Consider the following 24,365-nt stretch of genomic DNA (forward strand, 5'->3'; position numbering starts at 1 on the left):
CGCCTACTTGCATCGCTGGCCACCCGATACGCCCCCACCTGCACCGCACGCCAATTTGCCCCGTGGGCGTCAACTCCCGTTCCCGGTACGGGCAGTCCGCTTACTTGGCTTGCAGTTAAAAGTGATACTTGCATCTAACCTCGACTCGTGGTCCCATCTTGTCCGGCAGTTGACCAATCTCGAGGAGGCACCACATGCCGAGTGCGGGGATACGGATCAGCGGCGGCGATGCCGACGTCGCGTACGGCATCGACGGCATCGGCCCGGCCCTGCTGCTGGTGCACGGCACCGGCACGCGCGGCGACGCCTGGGCCCAGCAAGTCGATGCGCTCAAGGGCCGGTTCACCGTCGTCACCCCGGACCTGTCCGGTTCCGGCGGGACGGTCGACCACGGCGGGCCGCTCACCCTGGACGACCTGGTCGCCGAGGTGCTGGCGGTGGCCGACCACGCCGGCCTCGACACCTTCCACCTCGCCGGTCACTCCCTCGGCGCGGTGGTGGCGCTCCGCCTCGCCGCCGAGCACCCCGAGCGCGTGCGCTCGGTCGTCTCGCACGCCGGCTGGGCGTACACCGACGAGCGGATGACGACCGACTTCCGGTACTGCCTCGATCTGCTGCGCACCGACGCGGAGTTGGGGACCTCGCTCGTCCCGCAGATGTTCCCCCTGGCCACGCTCGGCCCCCGGTACTGGGCGGCGACGGACGAGGCGTCGCACCAGAAGCTGGTCCAGCAGATCGCGGAGAACGCCCAGCCAGGCACGGCCCGGCAGTTCGAGGTCGGCCTCACCGTCGACCTGCGTCCGCTGCTCGGCCGCATAGCCGCGCCGACGCTGGTGTTCGCCAGCGAACACGACCGCGTCTGCGGAGCGAACCAGCAGCAGCTGCTGCGCGAAGAGATCCCCGGTGCGGCCTACGCCGAGATCGACGCGGGCCACAACGCGCTGGCGGAAGACCCCCAGGGGTTCGCCGCGGTGCTCGGCTCGTTCCTCGCCCAACACGCCGGCGCCTGAGCACGGCACCCGCGGAACCCGGCCCCCCGGCCCACGCAACACACCGAACGTTGGAGGAAGTTCATGTCCGTTTGGCTGATCACCGGCAGCTCCCGTGGCCTTGGCCTGCACATCGCCCGGGAGGCGCTGGCCGCCGGGAATCAGGTCGTCGCGACGGCCCGCGACGCTGAGGTCGTGCGCGCCGCGCTCGGCAAGGACGGCGGTGAGCTGCTGTGCCTGCCGCTCGACGTGACCGACGAGCAGCAGGCCCGGGAAGTGGCGCAGGCCGCCGTCGAGCGCTTCGGCCGGATCGACGTCCTGGTGAACAACGCCGGCCGGGGCCTGCTCGGAGCCGTGGAAGAGGCCTCGGACGCCGAGGCCCGCGCGGTCTTCGACATCAACGTCTTCGGTCTGCTCGCCGTCACCCGGGCGGTGCTGCCGCACCTGCGCCGCGAGCGCGCCGGCCGGATCTTCAACATCAGCTCCGTCGGCGGCTTCACCGCCGGCTCGGGCTGGGGCATCTACAACAGCACCAAGTTCGCCGTCGAGGGCCTCAGCGAGGCCCTGCGCGCCGACCTCGCCCCGCTCGGCATCCACGTCACCATCGTCGAACCCGGCGTGTTCCGGACCGACTTCCTGGACGACTCCTCGCTGCACAGCACCACGTCGATCGAGGACTACGCGGGCACCGTCGGCAAGACCCGCCAGTGGGCGCTGGACAACAACCACCAGCAGCCCGGCGACCCGGTCAAGGCCGCCCGGGCGATCGTGACCGTGGCCGGGGCGGACGCTCCCCCGATGCGCCTGCCGCTCGGCGCGGACTGCGTCGCCCGCGTCGAAAGCAAGCTCGAGACCGTCGCCAAGGAGGTCGAAGCCTGGCGCGAGCTCGCGCTGGACACGGCCATCTGATCAACCGTCCCCGGAAAGGAATACTCCGATGTCCTCGGTGAGTTCGGCCGGGCGGGTGGACCCGCGGGTGTGGCTGCTCGCGCTCGGAACATTCGCAACCGGCACCGACCTGTTCATCGTCTCCGGACTGCTGCCGGCAGTGGGACGGGACCTGCACCTCTCGACGGCGCTCGCGGGCCAGACCTCCACCGCGTTCGCCGCCGCGTACGCGGTGGGAGCGCCGATCCTGGCCGGACTCACCGCCAAATTCCGCCGCAAGCCGCTGCTCATCTCGGTCATGCTGGTCTTCGGCCTCGGCAACGCCCTGTCGGCCTTTTCGGCCAACTTCACCGTGCTGCTGATCAGCCGGGTGATCACCGGCGCGGGCGCCGCCCTGTACTCGGCGAACGCCTCCGCGGTCGCCGCCCGCATCAGCCCGCCCGAGGTGCGTGGCCGGGCCCTTGCCATCGTCTACGCGGGCATGACCAGCGCCATCGCCTTCGGTGTGCCGATCGGCAACTGGATCGGCGAACTCGCCTCCTGGCGCTGGGCGTTCGGCCTGGTCGCGGTCCTCGCGGCCGTGACGGTCGCCGGCATCCAGCTCTTCCTGCCGCACGTGCCCACCGGCCCCGGTGCCACGGTACGGGAGCGGATGGCCGCGATCCGTATCCCGCAGGCGCGCACGCACCTGCTGGTGACGGCCGCCTGGACCGCCGGAACGTTCACCGTCTACACCTATCTCGGCTCCATCCTTGAGCAGATCACGGGACTGTCCGCCGGCCGGCAGTCGTGGGTCCTGCTGCTCTTCGGCGTCGGCAGCTTCGGCGGTGTCTTCGTCGGCGGCCGGCTGGCCGACCGGTTCGGCTCGGTCGTCGGCCTCACGCTCACCATCACCGCGCTCGGCCTCTGGCTGGTCGTGCTCACCCCGGCCATCCACTGGCCGCTGGCCGCGGCGATCGCCGTCGGCATCTGGGGCCTCGTGCACTGGCCCAGCTTCCCGCTGCTGCTGCACCGGGCCCTGGGCATCGGCGGAGACCGCGGCGACATGCTCCTCGCACTGAACAACAGCGCCGTCTACGTGGGCCAGATGATCGCCGCCGCGGTCGGCGGGCTGCTGGCCAACGCGGGGATGCTCCGCTGGAACCCCCTGGCCGGCGCCGGCTTCGAGGTGCTCGCCGGCATCGCCCTGGTCGTCAGCGTGGGCGCGCTCCGCGGCCGCGGGCGCCCGCGGCCCGCCGAAGTACCCAGCAACGCCGAGGAGTCCAGTCCCGCGCTGCGGGGCTGAACCTCCGCCCGGGCCGCGCCCCGGCACCCGCTCCGTCCTGCCGCACGAAGGAACCGCATCCCGAAGAAGGAACCGCATCCCGAAGGAAGGACACAGCATGCCCCCTCACCAGGAGATGGAGGTCGAGGCGGGACCCCGTCTCGCCCCCGAGGTCCGCGCTCTCGCGGACGGGCCGAACTTCGCCGCCCTGACCACCCTGATGCGCGACGGAACCCCGCAGACCCAGATCGTGTGGGTCTCCACCGTGGGTGACCACCTCGCCCTCAACAGCGAGGTGGCCCGGCAGAAGGTGCGCAATCTGCGCCGCGATCCGCGGGCCACCGTCACCATCTGGCAGCACGACGACCCCCTGAACTTCGCGGAGATACGCGGCCGGGTGGTCAAGGAGGTCCTCGGCGCAGAGGCCCGCGAGCACATCGACGAGCTGTCCACCAAGTACCTGGGCGGCCCCTTCGCGGACGAGTTCATCGCCTCGGACCGCGTCATGCTCCTCGTCGAACCCGACCGCCAGCTCGTCCGCAACCACGCGCGCTGGGTGGCGGGGCTGTCTCAGCACCAGTGACCCGGAATCGTCCACTCATGCGTGAGGAGTCACAGTGAAACGCCGCATCCTGATCATCGGAGGGGGCATCGGCGGACTCGCCGCCGGTGCCGCGCTCGGACAGCAGGGCATCGAGACCACCGTCGTCGAGATCCAGTCGGAGAACGTCGTCGCCGGCGTCGGCATCAACATCCCGGGCAACGCGCTGCGGGCCCTGAAACAGCTCGGCCTGCTCGACGAGGTCCTCGACCACGGCTTCACCTTCGACCGGGTCGATTTCCACGACTCCGCCTCCCGGCTGCTGCTCGGGCTGCGGTCGAAGCTGGGCGTCGGCGGCGTACCCGCCAACTGCGCCATCCAGCGCAGGGATCTGGCCCGCATACTGGAAAAGGCCTGCGTCGACGTGGGGACCACGGTCCGCTACGGCACCTCCGTGGCCGAGATGCAGAACACCGCGGACGGCGGGGTCTCGGCCACCCTCACCGACGGCAGCACCGAGCACTACGACCTCGTGGTCGCGTTCGACGGAATCCGGTCCTCCTTCCGCAAGGCGGCCCTCGGCGTCGAGCCCCGGTTCACCGGCTACTCGGTGTGGCGGGTGGCCATCGAACGGCACCCCGACGTCACCCGGAACATGTACTTCCAGGGCATGGGCACCAAGGCGGGCCTCTTCCCGCTCAACACGGACGTCATGTACCTGCTGCACGTGACGCCGGAGCCGGACAACCCGCGCCACCAGAAGGAGCGGTTCTACGGCCATCTCACCGAGCGGCTGGCCGGCTACACGGGTCTGATCGGCGAACTGCGCGACAGCATCAAGCCCGACGACGACATCGTGTACGCGCCGATCGAGGAGGTGCTCCTCCCGCTGCCCTGGTACCACGAGGGGCTGCTGCTGCTCGGCGACGCCGCCCACGCCATGGCGCCGCACCGCACCCAGGGCGCGGCCATGGCCATCGAGGACGCCGCCGTACTCGGCGACGTGCTCGGCCGGGACGGCGAACTCCGGGGCCTGCTGGCCGAGTTCCAGGACCGCCGCTTCCCCCGCGCCAAGATCGCCCAGGACGCCTCCCGCAACATCCTCCTGGCCGAGATGAACACCGTCGACCAGGCATCCCTCGACCGGCAGACCGACTTCCTCAGGAACGGCCTGGAAGTGGTGGCCCACCAGGTGGACGACGCGCTCAACCAGCCGTTCTGACGCCGCACAGCTCCGAAGGGACGAACGCGTGACCATCACTCCCGCCCAGCCACCCGGCCCGCACCGGCCACCTTCCGGGCAGGCCGACTTCGACGCCCATGTCCGCGCCATGACGGCCTGGCACTTCGACGACCGTACGGGCTCGCCGTTCTGGCTCGCCCGCCGCTCGCAGCTGGGCTTCGACCCGCTCACCGATGTCACCGGCGCGCCCGACCTGGTCCGCTTCCCCGATGTCAGCCGCGAACTGCGCACCACCCCGGCGGCCGACCTCATACCCAGGGGGGCCGCACCGGGACAGGTCTTCCGCGTCTACGAGTCCGGCGGCACCACCGGCGCCCCCAAGCGGATCGTCGACGGTGCCTACCGCTCGCGGATGGGCGTCTGGACCCGGCAGCGGCTGACCGACCACGGCGTACCCGAGACCGGCGACTGGCTGCACCTGGGGCCCACCGGCCCGCACGTGGTGGCCTTCGACACCTCGCGGTACGCCGAGCCCGCCGGCGGCCTGTGCTACACCGTCGACCTCGACCCGCGCTGGGTCAAACGCCTGCTCGGCTCCGGGCGGCAGCAGGAGGCCGACGACTACATCGACCACCTCCTCGACCAGGCGCGCGAGATCCTGCTGAGCCAGCCGGTGCGCGTCCTGAGCACCACGCCCCCGCTGATCGAGGCCATCTGCGCGCGGCCGGACCTTTACGAACTCGTCGCCTCCCGCATCGAGGCCATCATCTGGGCCGGCACCTCCTTCAGCCCGGAGAGCCTGCGGCTGGTCCAGGAGGACTTCTTCCCCACCGCCCGCCTGGTCGGGATCTACGGGAACAGCCTCATGGGTGTGGCCCCCCAGCGCGTGCGGACGCCCGAGGACACCCATCCCTGCGTCTTCGAGCCGTTCGCCGAGACCACCCGCCTCGACCTGGTGGACGAGGACGGCCGGCAGGTCGGCTACGGCGAGCGCGGCCGGGTCCGGGTGAACCTGGTCAGCGAGGAGATGTTCCTGCCCAACGTGCTGGAGCGGGACACCGCCGTGCGGGTCCGGCCGTCCTCGGACGGCGGCGTCGACGGCCTCGCGGAAGTCGCGAGCGTGGCGACCTACGAGGACGCCGACGTCGTGGAGGGGGTGTACTGAGTGCTCACCATCGACCCCTTCGTCGCCGGTGAGAGCCGGCCGAGCGCCGACCGCGGCGTCCTTGCGGACGTGCACGGCGAACCGCTCGCGGACGTCGGCCTCGCCCCCAGGCTGGCCGCCCAGGCCGCCGTCAACCGGCTGCGCCGCTCGGCCGACGGCCTGCCGCCCGAGCCGGAGGTGTTCCGCACGGCCGCGCGGCTGTTCGCCACGGCCGAGCTGGACGGCGAGAGCGCCGACGCCTATGTGCACCGCACGGTGCGCGGCACCGGCCTCGCGTCCACCACCGTCCGGCGGGCCCTGACGGACATGGCCACCGAGATCGAGGAACTGCCCGCCACCGCCGCGGCGGACCTGCCGGCCGCGCAGTTGCGTCCGACCCACCGCGTCCACCGGGCGCCGTCGGGCCGGGTCTTCACGGCCGTGATGGCCAGCAACCACCCGCTGCCGCACGCCTCGTGGGTGCAGCCGCTCTACCACGGCTACAGCGTCGCCGTCCGGCCCGGCAGCCGCGATCCGTTCACTCCGCGCCGGCTGGCCGCCGCCCTGCTGTCCGCCGGACTGCCCCCGGAGAAGCTGGCCTTCCTGCCGAGCCCGCACGCCGTCGGCTCGTTCCTGCTGAACGCGGCGGACCGCGGCATCATCTACGGCAACGAGCAGGCGGTGAGCACCTGGACCGATCACGCCCGGGTGGCCACCCGCGGCCCGGGTCGCTCCCGGGCCCTGCTCGACGTGCCGCTGACCGACGCCCTCCTGGATCACCTGACCACGAGCGCCGCCTTCGACGGCGGCACCCGTTGCACCAATCTCTCCGCCGTCCTGACCAGCAACGCCGTTCACGACACCGCGGCCGCGCTCGCCGAACGGCTGGCCCGCGTCCCGGTGCTGCCCGTCGCGGAACCGGAGAGCGTGCTCCTCGCCGTCGGGCGCGAGCGCGCCGACGCGCTGCGCCGGCAGATGGCGAAGCTGGCCACCGAACTCACGGACCACAGCAGCCCGTTGTACGGCGACGACTTCCTCGTCGACCTCGGCGACGGCTCGTTCCTGCCGCGCCCCATGGTCCTCGCCGCCGACCGCGCGGACCATCCGGCCGTCGGTACGGAGCTGGCCTTCCCGTTCGTCGTGGTCGCCCCCTGGAGCCCGGCCGACGGCATCGCTCCGCTGCGGCCGTCGCTGGTGCTCAACCTGCTGACCGACAACGCCGCGATCACCGGACAGGCGCTGCTCGACCCGTCCGTCCGGAAGATCACCGATGGTGCCGTCCTGCCGTGGGACCTGGTGCCGGGCATGCCGCACGACGGCAACTACACCGAGTTCCTCCTGGACGCCAAGGGCGTAGTCACACCGGCCGGTTGACCCGGTCGCCAACCGCTCACCACACATCGGGGAGTCTTCACCATGTCCAGAGCAGACAGGACGACCGTGCCCGCGTCCGCGCGCTTCGCACGGCTGCCCTCGCTGACCGGCATGCGGTTCTTCGCCGCGTTCTCGGTCTTCCTCTTCCACTCCACGCTGCCGCCGTACACGCCGTTCAGCGGCGGCAGCGCCGAAACCGTCACGCACGTCGTCAGCAAGGCGGGCTGGCTGGGTGTCGGATTCTTCTTCGTGCTCAGCGGCTTCGTGCTGACCTGGTCGGCACGCCCGGGCGACCGGCCCCGGCAGTTCTGGCGGCGCCGGATCGTCAAGATCTACCCCAACCACGTGGTGACCTTCGTCGCCGCGCTGGCGCTGTTCGCCTGGGCCCACAACACCTGGAAGCAGGAGGTGCCCAACCTGCTGCTGCTGCACACGTGGATACCCGACGCGAAGACGTTCCAGAGCGTCAACCCGCCCAGCTGGTCGCTCTCCGTGGAGATCGTCTTCTATCTGTGCTTCCCGTGGCTGCACCGGGTGATCCAGCGCATCCGGCCGGAGCGGCTGTGGCTGTGGGTGGGCATCCTGGCCGCCGCGGTGTTCGCCATCCCGGCCATCGCCTACGCGGTCCTGCCCGGCTCCCCCACCATGCCGCTGGGCTTCCGGGCCTCGGTGTGGCAGTACTGGTTCGTCTGGCAGCTGCCGCCGTTCCGGATGCTTGAGTTCGCCGTGGGCATCCTGATGGCCCGGATCGTCATGACCGGCCGCTGGATCAACTTCCGGGTCGTCCCGGCGCTGCTCCTGGTCGCCGTCGCCTACGTGGCCGAGATGTGGGTGCCGTGGCTGTTCGGGATGAGCGCCGTGACGCTGGTCCCGGTCGCGCTGCTGATCGCCGCGATGGCCACGACCGACATCGCGGGCCGCGGCTCGGTCCTGCGGCACCGGGCCTTCGTGTGGCTCGGCGAAGTCTCGTTCGCCTTCTACCTGGTGCACGACATCACCGTGCACGTCTTCGTCGACCGCTTCGGCCTCAGTCCGGTGCACAGCGCCCCGGCCGCGGCCGGGCTGCTCGCCCTGGAGGCGGCCATCAGCGTCTTCTTCTCCTGGCTGCTCCACATCGGCGTGGAACGGCCGCTGATGAACCGCTTCGGACGCACCCGCCCGCCGCTGCCGCGCGACTCCGCGGGCCCCACCGGCAGCACCGAGCCCTCCCACAACGAGCCGGCCGAAGCGGCGCGGGCCAGCTGACGCACGCAACCCTCCAGCAGGGGTGGCCGCGCACATCCCCCCGGCGTGGCCACCCCCTCCCTCGTACTGGCGCGATCGCCGGACCCTCCCTCTCCAGCACACCAAGGGCAGCCCAGGAGACCAATGATGACCACGCTCCAGCCGACGCCCGAACTGAGTGCCAGCACCCGCATGCTGCTGGCCTGTGACGGTTCCACCACCCTGCTCCTGCAGGCCCTCACCGGCCACAACCTGTCGATCCGGGTCGATGCCCAGGGCGATACCCCGGCAGGCCGGCTCCCGCGCGGCATACGGTCCGCGCTCGGACTCGTGGACACCTCCGTCGTACTGGAGCGCCGCTCCTGCCTGGTGACCTCCGAACAGGAGGTGGTCAGCATCAACCGGGTGGTGTTCGACGGGGCGGCCCGCAAGCGGATGGGGGTGCCCGACTCACTCACCCCCATCGGCCTGCAGCTCCGTGACCAGCAGGTGCACCAGCACCGCGAGCAGTTGTCCACCGGGCTCATGCGCTGGCGCGACAGCCTCACCGAGCGGTGGGTGGACTCCGCCTTCAAGGAGTACGTCATCCACTACGCCGCCGGCGGACGGGCCTATGTGCACGAGCAGTTCAACCCGCACATGGTCCATCTCGCGGATGCCTAGGCCCGAGACGCCACCCGCCCGATCGCCGTTCGACCCAGCGAAGGAACTCTCATGCCCCAGGCCCTCGCGGCCGCTGAAGAAGCGGCCCGTACTCCGCATTCCCACGCCGGGGACCAGACCGGCTGGCGCTTCTACCGAGCAGGCCAACAGCCCTCCTGGGCCGACCCGGCCCGGCGTGACGAGGTCTGCGCCGACCTATCCGGCCGTCCCGTCCTCACCCGGCTGCCCGACCTGCTCCGGTTGCGCCGCGAACTCGCGGGCGTCGCGGCCGGCGACAGCCATGTTCTGCAGGCCGGCGACTGCGCGGAGGACTTCGCCGAGTGCACGCCCGAGCACGCCGCCCGCAAGGAGGCGGCCCTGGCGCGGCTCGCGGGCGTCATCGCGGCCCCGACCGGGCTCCCGGTCGTCCGGATCGGCAGGCTGGCCGGCCAGTTCGCCAAGCCGCGGTCCGCTGCCACGGAGGACGTGAACGGCCGCCGGCTGCCGGCCTTCCGCGGCCACATCGTCAACTCCGAGGCCCCGGACCCCGCGTCGCGCAGGCACGACCCCGACCGCATGCTGCGCGCCTACCGGGCCGCCAAGGCGGTGGCCGATGCCCTCGACGGGCGGCACGCCCGGAATCCGGCGGACGGCACGCGCACCTGGATCAGCCACGAGGCCCTGGTGATGGACTACGAGACGGCCCTGGTGCGGTTCGACGAGTCCGCAGGCGGCTGGTTCCTCGGCTCCACCCATCTCCCGTGGATCGGAGAGCGCACCCGGCACAGCATGGGCGCGCACGTCCGGCTCCTTGCGGACGTGATGAATCCGGTGGCCTGCAAGGTGAGCGGCAAGGTGCAGGTGCGGGACCTGCTCGACGTCGTCGAGCGTCTCGACCCCGGGCGCGAGCCGGGCCGCCTGACGCTGATCGCGCGGTTCGGCAGGGACGACGTGCGCACGCTGCTGCCGCCCCTCGCACAGGCCGTGAAGAACGCGGGCCACCCCGTCGTCTGGCTCTGCGACCCGATGCACGGCAACACCTACAAGGCGTCGAACGGACTCAAGACCCGCCGCCTCGACGACATCTGCGACGAGATCCGGGGATTCGTCTCCGCCCTGCGCGGCGTCGGAGTCCGCCCCGGCGGCCTGCACCTGGAGACCGCCGCCGAGGACGTCACCGAGTGCGTGGGCGCGGACGTGCCCGACGAGGCGGCCCTGACGGCGCGCTACACCAGCCTCTGCGACCCGCGGCTCAGCCCGGTGCAGGCGGGGCTGGCCGTCGACACCTTCGTGTCGGCCCTGTAGAGGAGGTTTCCCATCGACTTCGACACCGAGCACCCGCCCTTCTGCGTACTCCTTGGCCCCGACTACTCGGGCAAGTCGTCGGCATTCGACCAACTCGCCCGCACCGAACCACGGTTGACGCTCCTGTCCGTGGACGACGGCCGCCTCTCCCCCGAGCACGCCCTCATCGGCCGGCTGCGCCGCAACGTCGTCAAGGACGTGGCGCCGTACCGGAGCACCTGGTCCGCGGACTTCTTCACCACGCTCGTGCAGACCGCCGTCGTCCACCTGCGCGACCAGTTGCTGCGCACCGACGCCGGCAGCCCTGTCGTCGTCGACTCCTACTACTACAAGCTGCTGGCCAAATGCCGCCTCGCCGGGGCCGCGGAAAGCCCCCTGCTGGCCTGGTGGCGCACCTTTCCCCGGCCGGCCCGGGTGATCTACCTCGACGTACCACCCGAGACGACCTGGCAGCGCAGCCACCGGGGAGCCGATCTCAACCTCCTGGAGCACTACGGTCCGCGGCCGGCCTGGGACGGCTTCCGGCGGTACCAGACCGACCTGGCCAAGGTCATGAGGGACGAGATCCAGGACCTGCCCGTCACCGTCATCGAGGAAATGGATCGCCCGGAACCCACCGCCGCGGCGATACGAGAGGTGCTCACCCATGAATTCGGCTGAAGCCTGGGCCGACCCCGACCGCCTGCGGCGCTACCGCGAGCGCGTCTTCGCCGAACGGCAGGCCCTGCGGACCGCGTTCGCCGACCCCGTCGGCCGGCAGCGGCGGGTCCTGGCCGACCTGCTGGAGTTCAACGCGGGTACGGCGTACGGAAAGCAGCACGGCTTCGCGCGCATCCGCACCCTCGACGACTTCCGCAGGGCCGTCCCCGTACAGACGTACACCGACCTGGAGCCGTGGATCGAGCGGGCCGCGGGCGGCGAGGCCGACGTCCTGACCGCCGACCGCCCCGCGGTGTTCTTCACCAGCAGCGGCAGCACCGGCGCCCACAAGAAGATCCCGGTGACCCCGCGCTTCATGCGCACGACCTTCTTCCCCTTCTACTACGCCGCCTGGGCCCCGCTGATCGAGCACTTCCCCGACGTTCTGGCCTCTCCCGACGCGGTCCTGAACCTCAAGCACGACCCCCTCACGGCCCCGCCCACCACGGCCTCCGGGCGTCCTCACGTCGGTGCCAGCCAGGTCGACTTCGGCGCCGCGTTCGGGGAGCCGCTGTCCGCGGAGCCCGGCACCGGCGCGCCCTGGGCGAGGCTCGCCGTGCCCGTCGCCGCGGACCGGCACGCCGAGAAGATGTATCTGCGGCTGCGCCTGGCGGTGGAGAGCGACGTGCGCTGCGTCATCGGCATCAATCCGGCGATGGTCGCGGCCCTGCCGTACCAGCTGAACCTGTGGTGGCCCCGCATCGTCAAGGAGGTGCGCGACGGCACGCTCGGCGGGCTGCCGCACCGGTCCCCCAACCCCGCCCGCGCCACCGAACTCGAACGTCTCGCCCACCGGCACGGCACCGTGCGCCCGTCCCACATCTGGCCCCGGATGCGCGCCCTGTTCTGCTGGACCACCGGGCTCGCCTCGCTGTATCTCCCGCGGCTGCGCGCGGAGTTCGGGCCCGACGTGGCCGCCCTGCCCGCCCCCGTGGCCGCCTCCGAAGGCCCGGTGGGCGTCGCCCTCGACCGGCACTCCGGGGCCGGCAGCCTCGTGGTGAACGCGGCGGTGTACGAGTTCGCCGACGCCGACCGGGACCTCGGCCCCGACACCGTCACCCTCCAGCCCCACGAACTGGAGACGGACCGCGACTACCACGTGGTGTTCAGCCACGTCGGCGGGCTCTACCGCTATGCGGTCGGCGACGTCGTCCGCGTCGTCGACCACCGGGGCGGCGTCCCCCGCATCGAATACACCGGCCGCGCCAACCGCTCCGACCACGCCGGTGAGCGGCTGCGCGACGCCCAGGTGATCAGGGCCCTGCACAGCGCACTGGACGCGACCGGCCTGGAGCTGCGCAACGCCGCCTGCCGGGTCACTGAAGCCGCGCACCGGGCACCGGGCTACACGTTCGCCGTCGCGCCGCGCACCGAGTGGCGGCAGGACGAGTCCGACCGCTTCACCGCCCTCCTCGACGAGGCCCTGGGCCGCGAGTCGGCCGGTTACGGCACGGCACGCACCGAGGGCCGGCTGTCCGCACCGACGCTCCTCCCCCTGGACCCCGACGCCTTCCTGCGCGACTGGCAGGCCCAGGTCGAGAGCGGCATCCGGCCCACTCAGGTCAAGGACCGGCTGTTCCGGCAGGACCCGCGGCAGTGGGCCCGGCTGACCGGGCAGGACCCCGAACGGCACGGCGCAGCAGCCCCCTGAGCCCGGCCTGCGACGAGCCGCCCCGGGCGCACCCACCAACAGGAGGACCGACATGAGCACATCGCTGGATGCCGTCGAGCGCACCGCGCTTCTCACCGCCGCCCTGCGCGCCGCCGAGACCGAGCGCGCGGACCGCCTCTACGAGGACCCGTACGCCGCCGGCCTCGCCGGTGACATCGGCCCCGAACTGCTCGCCGAGGTACGGCACGCCACCTTCCCGCCGGGCCGCGAGCGCACCGTGCCGAGCACTCCCGACTACAACGCGATCCGCACCCGGTTCTTCGACGACTACCTCCAGGAGGCGGCCGCCGACCCGGGCACCACGCAGATCGTGCTGGCCCCGGCCGGCATGGACTCCCGTGCCTACCGTCTGAACTGGCCCGATCGGGTGCGGTGGTTCGAGGTCGACCGGCCGGCCGTCCTCGCCTACAAGGACGAACGGTTCGGGGCCGCCGAGCCGCGCACGGACCACCGGAAGGTCGCCGTCGACCTCACCTCGCCCGACTGGGAGGCCCGCCTGGAGGCCGCGGGGTACGACCCCGCCGTGCCCTCCACCTGGCTGCTCGAAGGGCTCCTCTACTACATCCCCGAGCCCGACGCCCACCGCATCCTGGAGCGGGTCGCCGCGATCTCGGCCCCCGGCAGCCGCATAGCCGCCGACATCGTCAACTCCGCCGCCCTGACCCTGCCCCACATGCGGGCCCTGCTCGATGTCTTCGACGGCTGGGGATGCCCCTGGCTGTTCGGCACGGACGAGCCGGAGGAGCTCTTCGACCGCTACGGGTTCGACGTGCGGGCGGCCCAACCCGGCCAGGAGGGCGCCGACTTCGGCCGGTGGCCCGATCCGGTGCCCCCGCCCGGCGAGCGCGATGTGCGCCGGGTCTTCTTCGTCCACGGGCGGCGGCGCTGACATGCCGACCGCAGTGATCGCCGGCGGAAGCGTCGCCGGCCTGGCGAGCGCGCTCGCCCTGGCCGGCATCGGGTACCGCGTCCTGGTTCTGGAGCGCGCCCCGGAACCGCCGCCGTGGTCCGGGGCGGACGTCACCACCCGGTGGCGGCGCCCGACCGTGCCCCAGGGCCTGCAGTCGCACACGCTCACCTCACTCGGCGTACGCGTCCTGCGCGAGCGCGCCCCCCAGGTGCTGGCCGACGCCACGGCCGCGGGCGCGCTGCTGCTCGACCTCACCCGCGCGCTGCCGGCCGAGGCCACCGACAGCGCCCCGGAGCCGGGCGACCGCGAACTGGTCGCGCTCGGCTGCCGCCGCTCCACTCTGGAACTCCTGCTGCACCGGGCGGTCGGCGCACTGGCCGACGTCACCGTCCGGCACGACACCACCGTCGCCGGCCTCGAACTCCACCCCGGGCACGGAAGCGTGCGGGCCGTCGTCACCGGCGCGGGCGAGCGCCTCCCGGCCGACATCGTGGTGGACGCGACCGGGCGCCGGTCGCTGTCCCGCCGCTGGCTGCACGCCGCCGGAGTCCCCGTGGCCGCCGACCGCACGAGCCCGTCCGGGCTGGCCAGCCACACGCGCTTCTACCGGCTGAACGGCCGCACCCTGCCGGGGCCGCTCGACCGCGGCCACGGCGTCGGGGCCGTCCACGGCCACTACTCGGGCGTGCTGCACCCCGGCGACGACGGCACCTTCGCCATCGCCCTGGGCTGCCTGCCGGGCGACGCGGCGTTGCGGGGCCTGCGCACCCGTCCCGGGTTCACCGCGGCCGCCCGCGCCACCCCGGGCCTCGCCCCCTGGCTGGAGGACGGCGTCAGCTCCCCCCTGTCCGCGGTGCGGGTGATCTCCAGTCCGTCCAACGCCCTGCGGGGGGTGGCCGGTCCCCAGCAGCACCCGGTTCCGGGCCTCTTCCAGGTCGGGGACGCGGCCTGTGTGACCAACCCGAACTTCGGCCGCGGCCTGTCGCTCGCCCTCGACCACGCCTTCAGGCTCGCGGACCTGCTGGCCGAGCGGCCCGCCATCGACCGCGCGCAGCGCCGGGCCGTCGCCCGGATGACCTCCGAGCTGTTCCTGCCCTGGTACGAGCAGTCCGTGGCGGCCGACCGGCTCCGCATCGCCCGCTGGAAGGCCGCCGTCGACGGCGGCCCGGCCGTGCCCGCGCCGCGGGGCGATCTGCCCACCACCGAGGACCTCGCGAACGCGGCCCGCAGCGACGGCACGGTGTGGCGCGGGCTCATGCGCATGTACATGACCCTGTCCACGCCCGCGGAGCTCTTCGGCGACGACAAGCTCCTGGCCCGGGTCCGGCAGGCGCCCGACGCCGGTCCCGCGCCGTCCCCGCCGCCCAGCCGCGCAGAGCTCCTACGCCGTGTCACCGCGGCAGAAGGGACCCGCACATGACGACCCTTTCCGTGGCGGGCCCCCGCCCGCGGCCGGACGCGGCGGGCCGGCCCCGGGTGCTCCTCGCACCCGTCACCATCACGCCGTCCAAGCCGCTCACTCCGAGCCATCTCAAGGGGCTGCTGTGGACGGACGTGATGTACCGGGCGACCCGCCCCCTCGCGGACGTCACCTACCGCTACAGCCACACCACCTACCACCGCACCGAACAGACCCTGGGATTCTGGGAGTTCCTCGACCGCGGCCGAGGCGCCACCGACTACGACGACTTCACCGAGGAACGGATCGGCGAGCTGTACGTCGCCTTCCGCGCGGCCGAGCGCGCACCCGCAAAAGCGCTGCTCCCCTACGCCGAGGCGGCCGAACGCGGCTGGGTGCATCCGGTGAGCACCCGCGTCCTGCGGCTGTGGTCCCGGCACTACGCGGCCCTCGGCCTGCACGACCCGGGTCTGCTGCGGCACCAGCCTCCCGGCCTGGGCCTGGACGCCGCACTGGAGCGGCTCACCGGCCTCGGCATGTGCCTGGACCAGCGCGAGGTGGGCGGCCCCGCCTACCTGGACCTCACCCGCTTCGGGCTTCCCCTGCGCCGCCTGGTCACCGCGGACGGGCGCCCGAACTACCTGGCCTGCGCCCTGCGGGAGCTCATTCCGCTCGCCCCGGACTTCGACGAGGTGGTCCTCCTCTACGACCACGAACTCGACTCCGACTACGCCCAGTTGGAGCGGGTCCTGACCGTGCTCGGCCCCCGCGTGCGACGGGTCGCGCTGGGCCGGGTGCCCATCGAGGGCCGCATCCGATCGGCACGGCACGGAGGCTGGCGCGGCCTGCACGCCGGGACGCTCATCGACGCCGCACGTGCCGAACACCACGAGGACGCCGTACGCCTGGGCATGCGGCTGTACTTCATCGCCGTGCTCGGCCCCGGACGGCAGCAGTCGTTCCGCTCGGACCTGCTGCTGCAGTGCGTCAGGCGGGCCGCGCGGCTGCTGGACGCGGCCGGAGCGGACCCGGACGGGACCGCGCTCCAGGACCGCCTGGCGCAGCACCGCAAGGACCATCTCCACGTCAACCCCTACCGGCTGACCTCCCACCTCCTCGGCAAGCGCCGCACCGCCCCCGCCGACGACCTGCTGAGGACGGTGTTCCTGTGACGACGACGGTGGCCCCCCCGACGCAGGACTTCCTGCGCGAACGGGAAGCGGTGCGCATCCGCGCCGCCCGTCCCGACCTCGCCGCCCGGCACGACCTGTCCTCGCTCGACGGCCTGATGGCCGCCCGGAGCGACATCGCCGCGGAAGGCGACACGGGAAGCGTGGTCGCGGTGGTGCTCCGGTCCTTCGATCTGGCCGCATGGGTGCGCGACACCTGCGTGTTCGCCCTCGGTGTCGGACCGGAACAGGCCGCGGACTGGCGTACGTCCTTCACCCGCACCGTCTTCCTCGCGGGCAACCCGGAGCAGCTGCTCGAACGGTTCGACTTCGCGCACGTCGCCGACGACGGTTCCGCGGCGTGGACCGCACCCGGGCCCGCCGCCCGGACCTCCTCGCTGCGCCGGCTCCTGAAGCTCTACACCGCGCCCGCCGGGGTGCCGGCCCGGCCGGACGTCCTGGTCGAGATCCCGCGGGCACACCGCCCGCCGGAGCGCCCCCGAGCCCGCCGCGACCTGTACGTCGCGACCGCGGACTGCACCATCTCGGAGGCGCTGGTGCACGTCAACCACGTACTGGCGGAAGCCGTCCTGGACGGCCTCGTCGCCCCCGGCGACCACCTGGTGGTGCACCAGGTGCCCCGGCTCGTCGGGCTGCCCGCGCGCCTGGCGACCGTACGCGTGACCACCGAAAAGCACTTCCCCGGGCGGCTGAAGGCGGCCGCCGGGCTGACCGAGGAGGCCCCCGTTGCCTGAGCAGACCCCGACCGCCGTCGACTCCAGGACCGTCCGGTTCGGCTACCACGGCTCCACCGAGGTGGTCGGCCGCATCGTCCGGCTGGCCGGCCGCGAGGACGCCGACGTGCGGCTGATCGAGTACGACATCACCGATCCGTTCCACGGCGTGCGCGCCGGCGAACTCGACGTGATGATCGTGAAGTTCGGCATCAACGAGCCCGACCTGGCCGTCAGCCGGGTGCTCACCGAGGACGCCCGTGCCGCGGTCCTCGGCGCGGGGCATCCGCTCGCCGACCGCGCGTCGGTCTCCATCGAGGAACTCGCCGACTACGACGCCTTCGCCGCGCCGGGCAAGTTCCCCGCCCGCGTCTGGGACGACGTCGTGCCGCCTCGCACCCCCTCCGGGCGTCCCGTCCGCCGCAACCGCCAGGCCGCCACCATCCCCGAGCTGATGCGCATGGTCGCCGCCGGCGAGGCCATCCACATCTCGCTGATCTCCCTCGCCGACCTCGCGCCGTCCGGCGTCAAGGTCGTACCGATCCACGACCTGCCGCCCGCCCCGGTCACCCTCGCGTGGCGCCGCGGCGCCGAAGTCCACGATCACGTGCGGGAGTTCATCACCACGGCCGAGGCGGCGGCGTCCCGATGACCGTGACCTCCCCGCCGCCCGGCACCCGGCACCGCACACCCGTCGTGCTGCTGCACGCCCTGTCCCTGCACGCCTCGATGTGGGACGCCCAGGTGCGCGCCCTGCGCACCCGGGGGCACCCGGTCCTGGCCGTCGACCAGCGGGGCTTCGGCCGAGCCCCGCTCGGCGACCGCCCGCCCTCCCTCGACGTGATCGCCGACGACCTGGCCCGCACGCTCGACGGGCACGGCATGGGCCGGGTGGTCCTCGTCGGATCGTCCATGGGCGGCTACGCGGCCATGGCGTTCCTGCGCCGCTTCCCCGGCCGGGTCGCGGGGCTCGCCCTCCTGTCCGCCCGGGCCACCGCCGACGGCCCCGGAGCGGCCGCTCAGCGGCACCGGTTCGCGGACCTCGTCCAGGACCCCGCCCACCGTCCGGCACTCGTGGAGCGGGCCACTCCCCTGCTGCTCGCCGACACCACCCGCGCCGACCGGCCCGAGCTGCTCGCCCGCGTCCTGGCCGACGCCCACGCCGCCGACCCGGCGGCACTGGCCTGGGCCCAGCGGGCGATCGCGGCCCGCCCCGACTCCACCGGTGTCCTGCGGGCCGCCCGGATGCCGGCGCTGGTGATCGCCGGTGCGCGGGACGCACTGGTCACCCCGCCGGAGGCCCGACACGTCGCGGACGCACTGCCGCGGGGGCGCCTGATCACCCTCGCGGGCGCGGGACATCTGCAGCCCCTGGAAGCCCCCGACGAGGTCACGCACGCGCTCGGCGGACTTCTCGACGAAGTCGACGCCACGGCGGGCGTCGGGAGCGAGGTCCCGGCATGCTGACCAAGGACCACGCGGACTGGGGCTACACCGCGTCGACCGGCCTCGGCTTCACCCATCGCACCATCGTCGACGCGCACTTCCGCGCCTGCGAGGAGCCCTATCTGGCGCTGCTCGGCCAGGCCGGCCTCCGCCCGGGGGACCATGTGCTCGACGCGGGCTGCGGCACCGGCGACTTCCTGCCGCACCTCGCCGCGCTCGTCGGCGGCGAGGGCAGGGTCACGGCCGTCGACCTGGCCGAGGAGAACGCCGCGCTCGCCGCGGAGCGCGCGGCCGCCCTGCGGCTGCCCTGCCCCACCGAGGTCCGCACGGCCGACCTCCTGGACCTGCCCTACCCGGACGACGCCTTCGACGCCGCCTGGTGCGCCAACACCGTGCAGTACCTCGACGACGACGAACTCGCCCGTGCGCTGGCCGAGTTGAGGCGCGTGGTGCGCCCCGGCGGCACCCTCGCCGTCAAGGACCTGGACGCCCACCTGATCACCGCCCGCCCCGGGGACCCGTACCTCTTCGCCGACTTCTTCCGCACCGCGGGTGCGGAACCCGGGTACGCCCGTCAGCTCCTGCGCACCCGCGAGCTCTACCGGCACCTCAAACGCGCCGGGCTCACCGACGTGCGCCAGCGGACCGTCCTGATCGAGCACCACGCCCCGCTGACGCCCGCCGCGCAGGACTACTACAAGGCCGCGTGCGCCCAACTGGCCCGACAGGCAATGAAGTTGGACCCTCACAGCGCATGGCGGCCGTTCGCCGACCCGGCCGGTCCCGCCCACCCGCTGGACGACCCCGACGGATACATCAGCGAGGGCAACGTGCTCGCCCTCGGCACCGTGCCCCGCCCCTGACCCCCACGGAACCTGCCGTCCAGGCAACGACGAGGAGCCCGTAGCACCATGTCAGCGACCACCACCGTTCCCTGTCCGCCGGCGCCCGGGCGGGTGCCCGTCCTGGGCCACGTTCCCGCACTGCTGCGCAGGCCGCTGTCGTTCTTCGAGTCCATCAGGACCCAGGACCCGCTGGTGCGCGTCGGGTTCGGCCCCATCGGCCTGTACCTGGCCAACGACCCGGCCCTGGTGCACCGCATCCAGGTCGACGCCGACACCTTCGAACGCGGCCGCTTCTTCGAGGTCATGGCCGGGCACTTCGGGAACCCGCCGATCGCCTCCGACGGTGCGACCCACCGCCACCAGAGGCGCACCCTCCAGCCGGGCTTCAGCCGGACCAGCGTGCGCGACCACACCCGGGCCGTCGTCGACGAGGCGGAACAGCGCTTCGCCGCCTGGCGGCCCGGAGTGCCCGTGCAGGCGGACGAGGAGATCGCGGACTTCGTCGCCACCGTGGTGCTGCGCTCCCTGTTCGGCGCCGAGCTGCCCCCGGCCGTCGTACGCGACATCCGGCGCACCGTCGCCCTCATCACCGGCAAGCTGTTCGCGGGCACGGTCTTCCCCGAGGTCCTGACGTCGCTGCCCACTCCGGCCAACCGGCGTTTCGAGGCCGCCATGGGCCGTTTCCACGCCGTCATCGACGGGCTGGTCCAGGACCGGCGGGCCAACCCGGGCTCCGTCCCGGACGTCCTCGACATCCTGCTGAAGGCGACCCGCCCGGACACCGGCCGCCCCCTCACCGACCACGAGATCCGCGGCGAGTTCCTCATTCTCGTCTTCGCCGCCCTCGACACCACCAGCACCACACTGACCTGGGCCGTCTTCGAGACGGCCATCCGGCCCGAGGTGCAGCAGCGGCTGTACGAGGAGGCCCTCCTGGTCCTGGACGGACAGCCGCTCACCTACGACCGGGTCAGGGAGCTCTCCTACACCCGCAAGGTCGTGGACGAGACGCTGCGGCTGCACGCGTCGATGCTGGCCACCCGGCGCACCCGGCACGACGTCGTCCTCGCCGGCACCCTCGTCCCGGCCGGTTCCGAAGTCGGCTACAGCCCGCGCGCCATGCACCGCGACCCGGACACCTACGCGGACCCCCACCGCTTCGACCCGGAGCGCGCCGAGTCGGGTCCCGGCCACGCGCTCCCGCCCGGCGCCTCCTTCCCCTGGGGCATCGGACCGCACCGCTGCATCGGGGAGCACCTCGCCGCGACCACGATGACGATCGCCCTGGCCACCCTCGCCGCCCGCTGGCGGCTGCGCATCCGGCCGGGCGCCCGCATCCGCGTGGCGACGAGCTCCCTGCCACGCCCCGACAGCCTTCCCCTGCTGGTGACGCCGCGGGGCTGAAGCGGCGCCGAGCAGACCCGGAATGACCTTGCGATGAAGGGAGCCCGCCGTGGCCTCAGCAACACCGCTCCACCCGTCCGTCGTCACCGAGGACGTGACGATCACCGGGCTGCTGCGCCGCAACGCCCGTGACTTCGCGGACCACCCCGCGCTCACCAGCGGCATCGGCCCGGACGCCACCACCTGGACCTGGGCGCGGCTGCGCGCCGAGACCGCCGCGCTCGCCCACGGCCTGGCCGGGCTCGGCCTGTCCCGCGGTGAGCGCGTGCTGGTGGCGATGTCCAAGCGGCCCGAGCACTGGGTGGCCGATCTGGCGGCGGTCCACCTCGGCGCGCTGGCCTGCACCACGTACGACACGCTGAGCACCGAACAGCTGCACTTCGTGGCCCGGCACAGCGCGGCCACGGTCGTCGTCCTGGAGGACGCGGAGCAACTGCTGCGCTGGCAGCCGGTGTTGGCGGACATGGACCGGCTGCGCGCGGTCGTGGTCGTGGACCCGGACGCGGTCCCGGCGGGCGCCGGGCCGTGCGTCACGTACGCCGAGCTGATCCGCGAACTGCCCGACGAGGACGCCTTCGAAGAGCTCACCGACGCCGCGACGCCCGACACGCCCCTGACCGTCGTCTACACCTCGGGCACCACAGGCGATCCCAAGGGCGTGGTGCTCACGCACCGCAACGTCGTTCACGAGTCTTTGATGCAGGACGGTCTGGTCGCCGTGCCCGAGCACCCGCGCACCGTCGCCTACCTGCCGCTCGCGCACATCGCCGAGCGGGTGCTGGGCATCTACATGCCGATCTGCAACGCCGGCCACGTCACCCTCTGCGCCGACCCGGCGCAGCTGCCCGCGACGCTTCAGGCGGTGCGCCCGCATGCGTTCTTCGGCGTACCGCGCATCTGGGAGAAGCTGGCGGTCGGGGCGCGCGCACGGATCGCGGCGTTGCCGCCCGAGCAGGCCGCCGTCGTCGCGCAGGCGCAGGACACGGCCATCGAGGTGTACCGGCTGCGGTCGGCCGGAAAGGCGGTGCCCGCCGAACTCACCCTGCGCTGCGCGCAGTTGGACCGTGCGGTGCTGGCGCCGATCCGCGCCGCCATCGGGTTCGACGACTGCCGCCGCGCCTTCAGCGGGGCGGCCCCGATCCCCACCGCCGTGCTGGAGTTCCTGGCCGGTCTCGGGCTGTGCGTGTACGAGGTGTGGGGGCTCAGTGAGACCACGGGCGCCGCGACCGTCAGTACGCCCGAGGACTTCACGCTCGGCGCGGTCGGCCGCCCGGGGCCCGGCGTCGAGGTCCGCACCGGCGCCGACGGCGAGCTGTTCGTGCGCGGGCCCGTGGTGTGCGCCGGCTATCTGCGCGCCGACGGCGGCATCGACCCCGCCACCGACGCCGACGGCTGGCTGCCCACGGGCGACGTCGGCGTCGTGGACGACCGGGGCCTGGTCGCCGTCACCGACCGCAAGAAGGAGCTGATCATCACCGCCGGCGGCAAGAACATCGCCCCCACCCGGCTGGAATCCCTGCTGCGCGCCCACCCGTTGATCGGCCAGGCCGCCGCCATCGGCGACCGCCGCCGCTATGTCACCGCCCTGCTCGTCCTGGACGAGGAGGCGGTGCCCGCGTGGGCTCGGGCCAACGGGATCGAGGTGGCCGACCCGGACGACCCGGCCCGCCACCCCGCCGTGCGGGCCGCCGTGGCGCAGGCCGTCGCCGATGCCAACGCCGTCCTCGCCCGCGTCGAGCAGATCAAGAAGCACCGCCTGCTGCCCGGCCCGTGGACGCCGGAGTCCGGCGAGCTGACCCCGAAGCTCAGCCTGCGCCGCACGGCGATAGCCGAGCTGCACGCCGACGCCATCGAGTCGATGTACGCCGAGGACTGACCTCCCGAGCGGACCCCGCCGGCCCCTTGCCCCCTTTGACTCCCTGACCCCTTTGACTCCCTGACCCCTTGACCCCTTTGTCCCGGCTCCCGACAGCCCGACTCCCGAAAGGAGGTACCCCTGTGTCCGACGGCCTCCGTGCTCAGAACAGGGCCGCCTTACTCACCTTGACCTGCATCGGCCAGTTCATGGTTCTCCTCAACAACACCATCACCAGTGCGGCACTGCCCGACATGCAACGGCGTCTGGACACGACGTTGACCGGTCTGCAGTGGATCGTGGACGCCTATGTGCTCGCCGTGGCGATGCTGCTGCTGGCCGGCGGGGTCTTCGCGGACCGCTTCGGCGGCAAGCGCATCTTCCTGGGCGGCATGGCCGTGTTCACGCTCGCCTCGCTCCTGTGCAGCCTGTCCGCCACCGTCGGCTGGCTCCTGGCCGCCCGCATCCTGCAGGGCACCGGGGCCGCCGCGCTCAGCCCGGCCAGCCTCGCGCTTCTCGCCTCCGCCCACCCCGTCCCCCGGGACCGGGTCAAGGCGATCGGCCAGTGGGCCACCTTCAGCGGCATCGGCCTCGCGGTCGGGCCCGCGGCGGGCGGCATCCTGGTCGAGGCGTTCGACTGGCGGGCCATCTTCCTGATCAACATCCCCATCGGCGTGGTGACGCTCATCGTGGGCGCGCGCGTCCTGCCGGACCGCCGCAACCCCGACGCGCCCCCGCTCGACCTGCCCGGTCAGGTGCTGGCACTCCTCGTCGTGGGCACGCTGACCTTCGGACTCACCGAAGCGGGCGACCGCGGCTGGACGGACCCGCTGATCCTGTCCTGCTTCGCCGCGACGATCGTCCTGCTCACGCTGTTCCTCGCCGTCGAATCCCGTGCGGCCGCTCCCATGCTGCCGCTGCGTCTGTTCAAGCACCGTCTGTTCACCGTCTCGAACGCGGCGATGACCGTCGTCGGCTTCGGCCTGATGGGATCGGGCTTCTTCTTCACCCAGTTCTTCGCCACCGTCCAGGGCCATTCGGTGCTGCGCTCCGCAATGGAGACGCTGCCCTGCACGCTCGCGATGGTGGTGTGCAGTCCGTACGCCGCACGCATCGCCGCCCGGTTCGGCTTCCGCAGCGTCGTCACGGTGGGCCTGGCCTTCGCCGGTACCGGCCTGGTCACGATGGCCGCCGTGCACGCGAACACGCCGTACGCGGACGTGTGGTGGCGCTTGGCGGTCACCGGTGTCGGCTTCGGCCTCACCATGTCCCCGCTGACCGGAGCGGCCATCTCCTCGGTCGGTCCCCGCGAGGGCGGCCTCGCCTCGGGCATCAGCAGCACCACGCGCCAGATCGGCGCGGTCTTCGGGGTCGCGGTGCTCGGTGCCGTCGTACGCACACGTCAGGAGCAGGGCGCCTCCTTCGGCAGCGGGCTGAACACCGCGTTCCTCACCGCCGGGATCGTCACGCTGGTCAGCGCCGTCTTCACCGCCCTGTGGCTGGTGCGCCGGCAGGCGCCCGCGCCCGGCGCCTCCGGCCCCGACGCACCGCAGCCCGTCACCGTTCCCGCCACCGCCCCTGAGCCCCAGGTGACGGTCTCCCCACTCTGACCGGCACCCCGGACACGCACAGGAGGGTGGGCCGCCCCGTTCGGGGCGGGCCGCCCTCCAACGGCCCG

Annotated in this window: 22 protein-coding genes; all 22 read left to right on the forward strand. The window is 72.8% G+C overall.

Translation table 11 applies throughout. The features are described 5' to 3' along the window. Positions 1-194 precede the first annotated feature (194 nt). The 22 genes from IE267_RS16465 (at position 195) to IE267_RS16570 (ending at position 24,297) form a co-directional block, all read left to right on the forward strand. The gene (locus IE267_RS16465) at positions 195-1,010 is read left to right on the forward strand and encodes an alpha/beta fold hydrolase (RefSeq protein WP_167158917.1); all 816 of its coding nucleotides are present in this window, start codon (positions 195-197) and stop codon (positions 1,008-1,010) included. A gap of 63 nt (positions 1,011-1,073) precedes the next feature. Further along, positions 1,074-1,898, forward strand: a complete 825-nt coding sequence (locus IE267_RS16470) for an oxidoreductase (RefSeq protein WP_167158914.1) — start codon at positions 1,074-1,076, stop codon at positions 1,896-1,898. A gap of 28 nt (positions 1,899-1,926) precedes the next feature. Continuing rightward, positions 1,927-3,162 (forward strand): MFS transporter, encoded by a 1,236-nt coding sequence (locus tag IE267_RS16475; protein ID WP_189763707.1) that lies wholly within the window; start codon positions 1,927-1,929, stop codon positions 3,160-3,162. A 97-nt stretch (positions 3,163-3,259) separates the two neighbouring features. Further along, positions 3,260-3,724 carry a PPOX class F420-dependent oxidoreductase gene (locus IE267_RS16480; protein WP_229861229.1) on the forward strand — a complete coding sequence of 155 codons (465 nt, stop codon included), beginning with the start codon at positions 3,260-3,262 and terminating at the stop codon, positions 3,722-3,724. A 34-nt stretch (positions 3,725-3,758) separates the two neighbouring features. Further along, positions 3,759-4,904: an FAD-dependent monooxygenase gene (locus IE267_RS16485; protein WP_167158910.1), complete on the forward strand. Its 1,146-nt coding sequence runs from the start codon at positions 3,759-3,761 to the stop codon at positions 4,902-4,904. Positions 4,905-4,932: 28 nt separating this feature from the next. Beyond that, positions 4,933-6,030, forward strand: coding sequence for an amino acid adenylation domain-containing protein (locus tag IE267_RS16490; RefSeq protein WP_167158907.1), 1,098 nt, complete (start codon positions 4,933-4,935; stop codon positions 6,028-6,030). Beyond that, entirely contained in the window at positions 6,031-7,383 is a 1,353-nt protein-coding gene (locus IE267_RS16495) for an aldehyde dehydrogenase family protein (RefSeq protein ID WP_189763708.1), read from the forward strand. A gap of 42 nt (positions 7,384-7,425) precedes the next feature. Next, positions 7,426-8,628 carry an acyltransferase family protein gene (locus IE267_RS16500; RefSeq protein ID WP_167158903.1) on the forward strand — a complete coding sequence of 401 codons (1,203 nt, stop codon included), beginning with the start codon at positions 7,426-7,428 and terminating at the stop codon, positions 8,626-8,628. Positions 8,629-8,754: 126 nt separating this feature from the next. After that, the gene (locus IE267_RS16505) at positions 8,755-9,270 is read left to right on the forward strand and encodes a hypothetical protein (RefSeq protein WP_189763709.1); all 516 of its coding nucleotides are present in this window, start codon (positions 8,755-8,757) and stop codon (positions 9,268-9,270) included. Between the two features lie 51 nt (positions 9,271-9,321). Next, positions 9,322-10,554 carry a 3-deoxy-7-phosphoheptulonate synthase gene (locus IE267_RS16510; protein ID WP_189763710.1) on the forward strand — a complete coding sequence of 411 codons (1,233 nt, stop codon included), beginning with the start codon at positions 9,322-9,324 and terminating at the stop codon, positions 10,552-10,554. Between the two features lie 129 nt (positions 10,555-10,683). Then, positions 10,684-11,214, forward strand: a complete 531-nt coding sequence (locus IE267_RS16515; RefSeq protein ID WP_229861231.1) for a hypothetical protein — start codon at positions 10,684-10,686, stop codon at positions 11,212-11,214. Then, a complete protein-coding gene (locus IE267_RS16520; RefSeq protein WP_189763711.1) occupies positions 11,201-12,904 on the forward strand; it encodes a GH3 auxin-responsive promoter family protein in 1,704 nt (567 codons plus the stop codon). The genes IE267_RS16515 and IE267_RS16520 overlap by 14 nt, the downstream gene beginning before the upstream one ends. 52 nt (positions 12,905-12,956) lie before the next feature. Beyond that, positions 12,957-13,814 carry a class I SAM-dependent methyltransferase gene (locus IE267_RS16525; protein ID WP_167158897.1) on the forward strand — a complete coding sequence of 286 codons (858 nt, stop codon included), beginning with the start codon at positions 12,957-12,959 and terminating at the stop codon, positions 13,812-13,814. Between the two features lies 1 nt (position 13,815). Beyond that, positions 13,816-15,255, forward strand: a complete 1,440-nt coding sequence (locus IE267_RS16530; RefSeq protein WP_189763712.1) for an NAD(P)/FAD-dependent oxidoreductase — start codon at positions 13,816-13,818, stop codon at positions 15,253-15,255. Further along, complete coding sequence (locus IE267_RS16535) at positions 15,252-16,406, forward strand: hypothetical protein (RefSeq protein WP_167158893.1); 1,155 nt, start codon at positions 15,252-15,254, stop codon at positions 16,404-16,406. Before IE267_RS16530 ends, IE267_RS16535 begins: the two co-directional genes overlap by 4 nt. After that, positions 16,403-17,158, forward strand: coding sequence for a DUF6182 family protein (locus IE267_RS16540; protein ID WP_167158891.1), 756 nt, complete (start codon positions 16,403-16,405; stop codon positions 17,156-17,158). Before IE267_RS16535 ends, IE267_RS16540 begins: the two co-directional genes overlap by 4 nt. Then, the gene (locus IE267_RS16545) at positions 17,151-17,789 is read left to right on the forward strand and encodes a LysR substrate-binding domain-containing protein (RefSeq protein WP_189763713.1); all 639 of its coding nucleotides are present in this window, start codon (positions 17,151-17,153) and stop codon (positions 17,787-17,789) included. The genes IE267_RS16540 and IE267_RS16545 overlap by 8 nt, the downstream gene beginning before the upstream one ends. Next, complete coding sequence (locus IE267_RS16550) at positions 17,786-18,604, forward strand: alpha/beta fold hydrolase (protein ID WP_189763714.1); 819 nt, start codon at positions 17,786-17,788, stop codon at positions 18,602-18,604. The genes IE267_RS16545 and IE267_RS16550 overlap by 4 nt, the downstream gene beginning before the upstream one ends. Continuing rightward, positions 18,598-19,446 (forward strand): class I SAM-dependent methyltransferase, encoded by an 849-nt coding sequence (locus IE267_RS16555; RefSeq protein ID WP_189763715.1) that lies wholly within the window; start codon positions 18,598-18,600, stop codon positions 19,444-19,446. The genes IE267_RS16550 and IE267_RS16555 overlap by 7 nt, the downstream gene beginning before the upstream one ends. Before the next feature lie 48 nt (positions 19,447-19,494). Next, entirely contained in the window at positions 19,495-20,832 is a 1,338-nt protein-coding gene (locus tag IE267_RS16560; RefSeq protein WP_167158883.1) for a cytochrome P450, read from the forward strand. Positions 20,833-20,881: 49 nt separating this feature from the next. Next, complete coding sequence (locus IE267_RS16565; RefSeq protein ID WP_189763716.1) at positions 20,882-22,708, forward strand: AMP-dependent synthetase/ligase; 1,827 nt, start codon at positions 20,882-20,884, stop codon at positions 22,706-22,708. A 188-nt stretch (positions 22,709-22,896) separates the two neighbouring features. After that, a complete protein-coding gene (locus tag IE267_RS16570) occupies positions 22,897-24,297 on the forward strand; it encodes an MFS transporter (RefSeq protein ID WP_229861266.1) in 1,401 nt (466 codons plus the stop codon). Positions 24,298-24,365 lie beyond the last annotated feature (68 nt).

The sequence above is a fragment of the Streptomyces xanthochromogenes genome, assembly GCF_014650455.1.
GTDB lineage: Bacteria > Actinomycetota > Actinomycetes > Streptomycetales > Streptomycetaceae > Streptomyces > Streptomyces xanthochromogenes.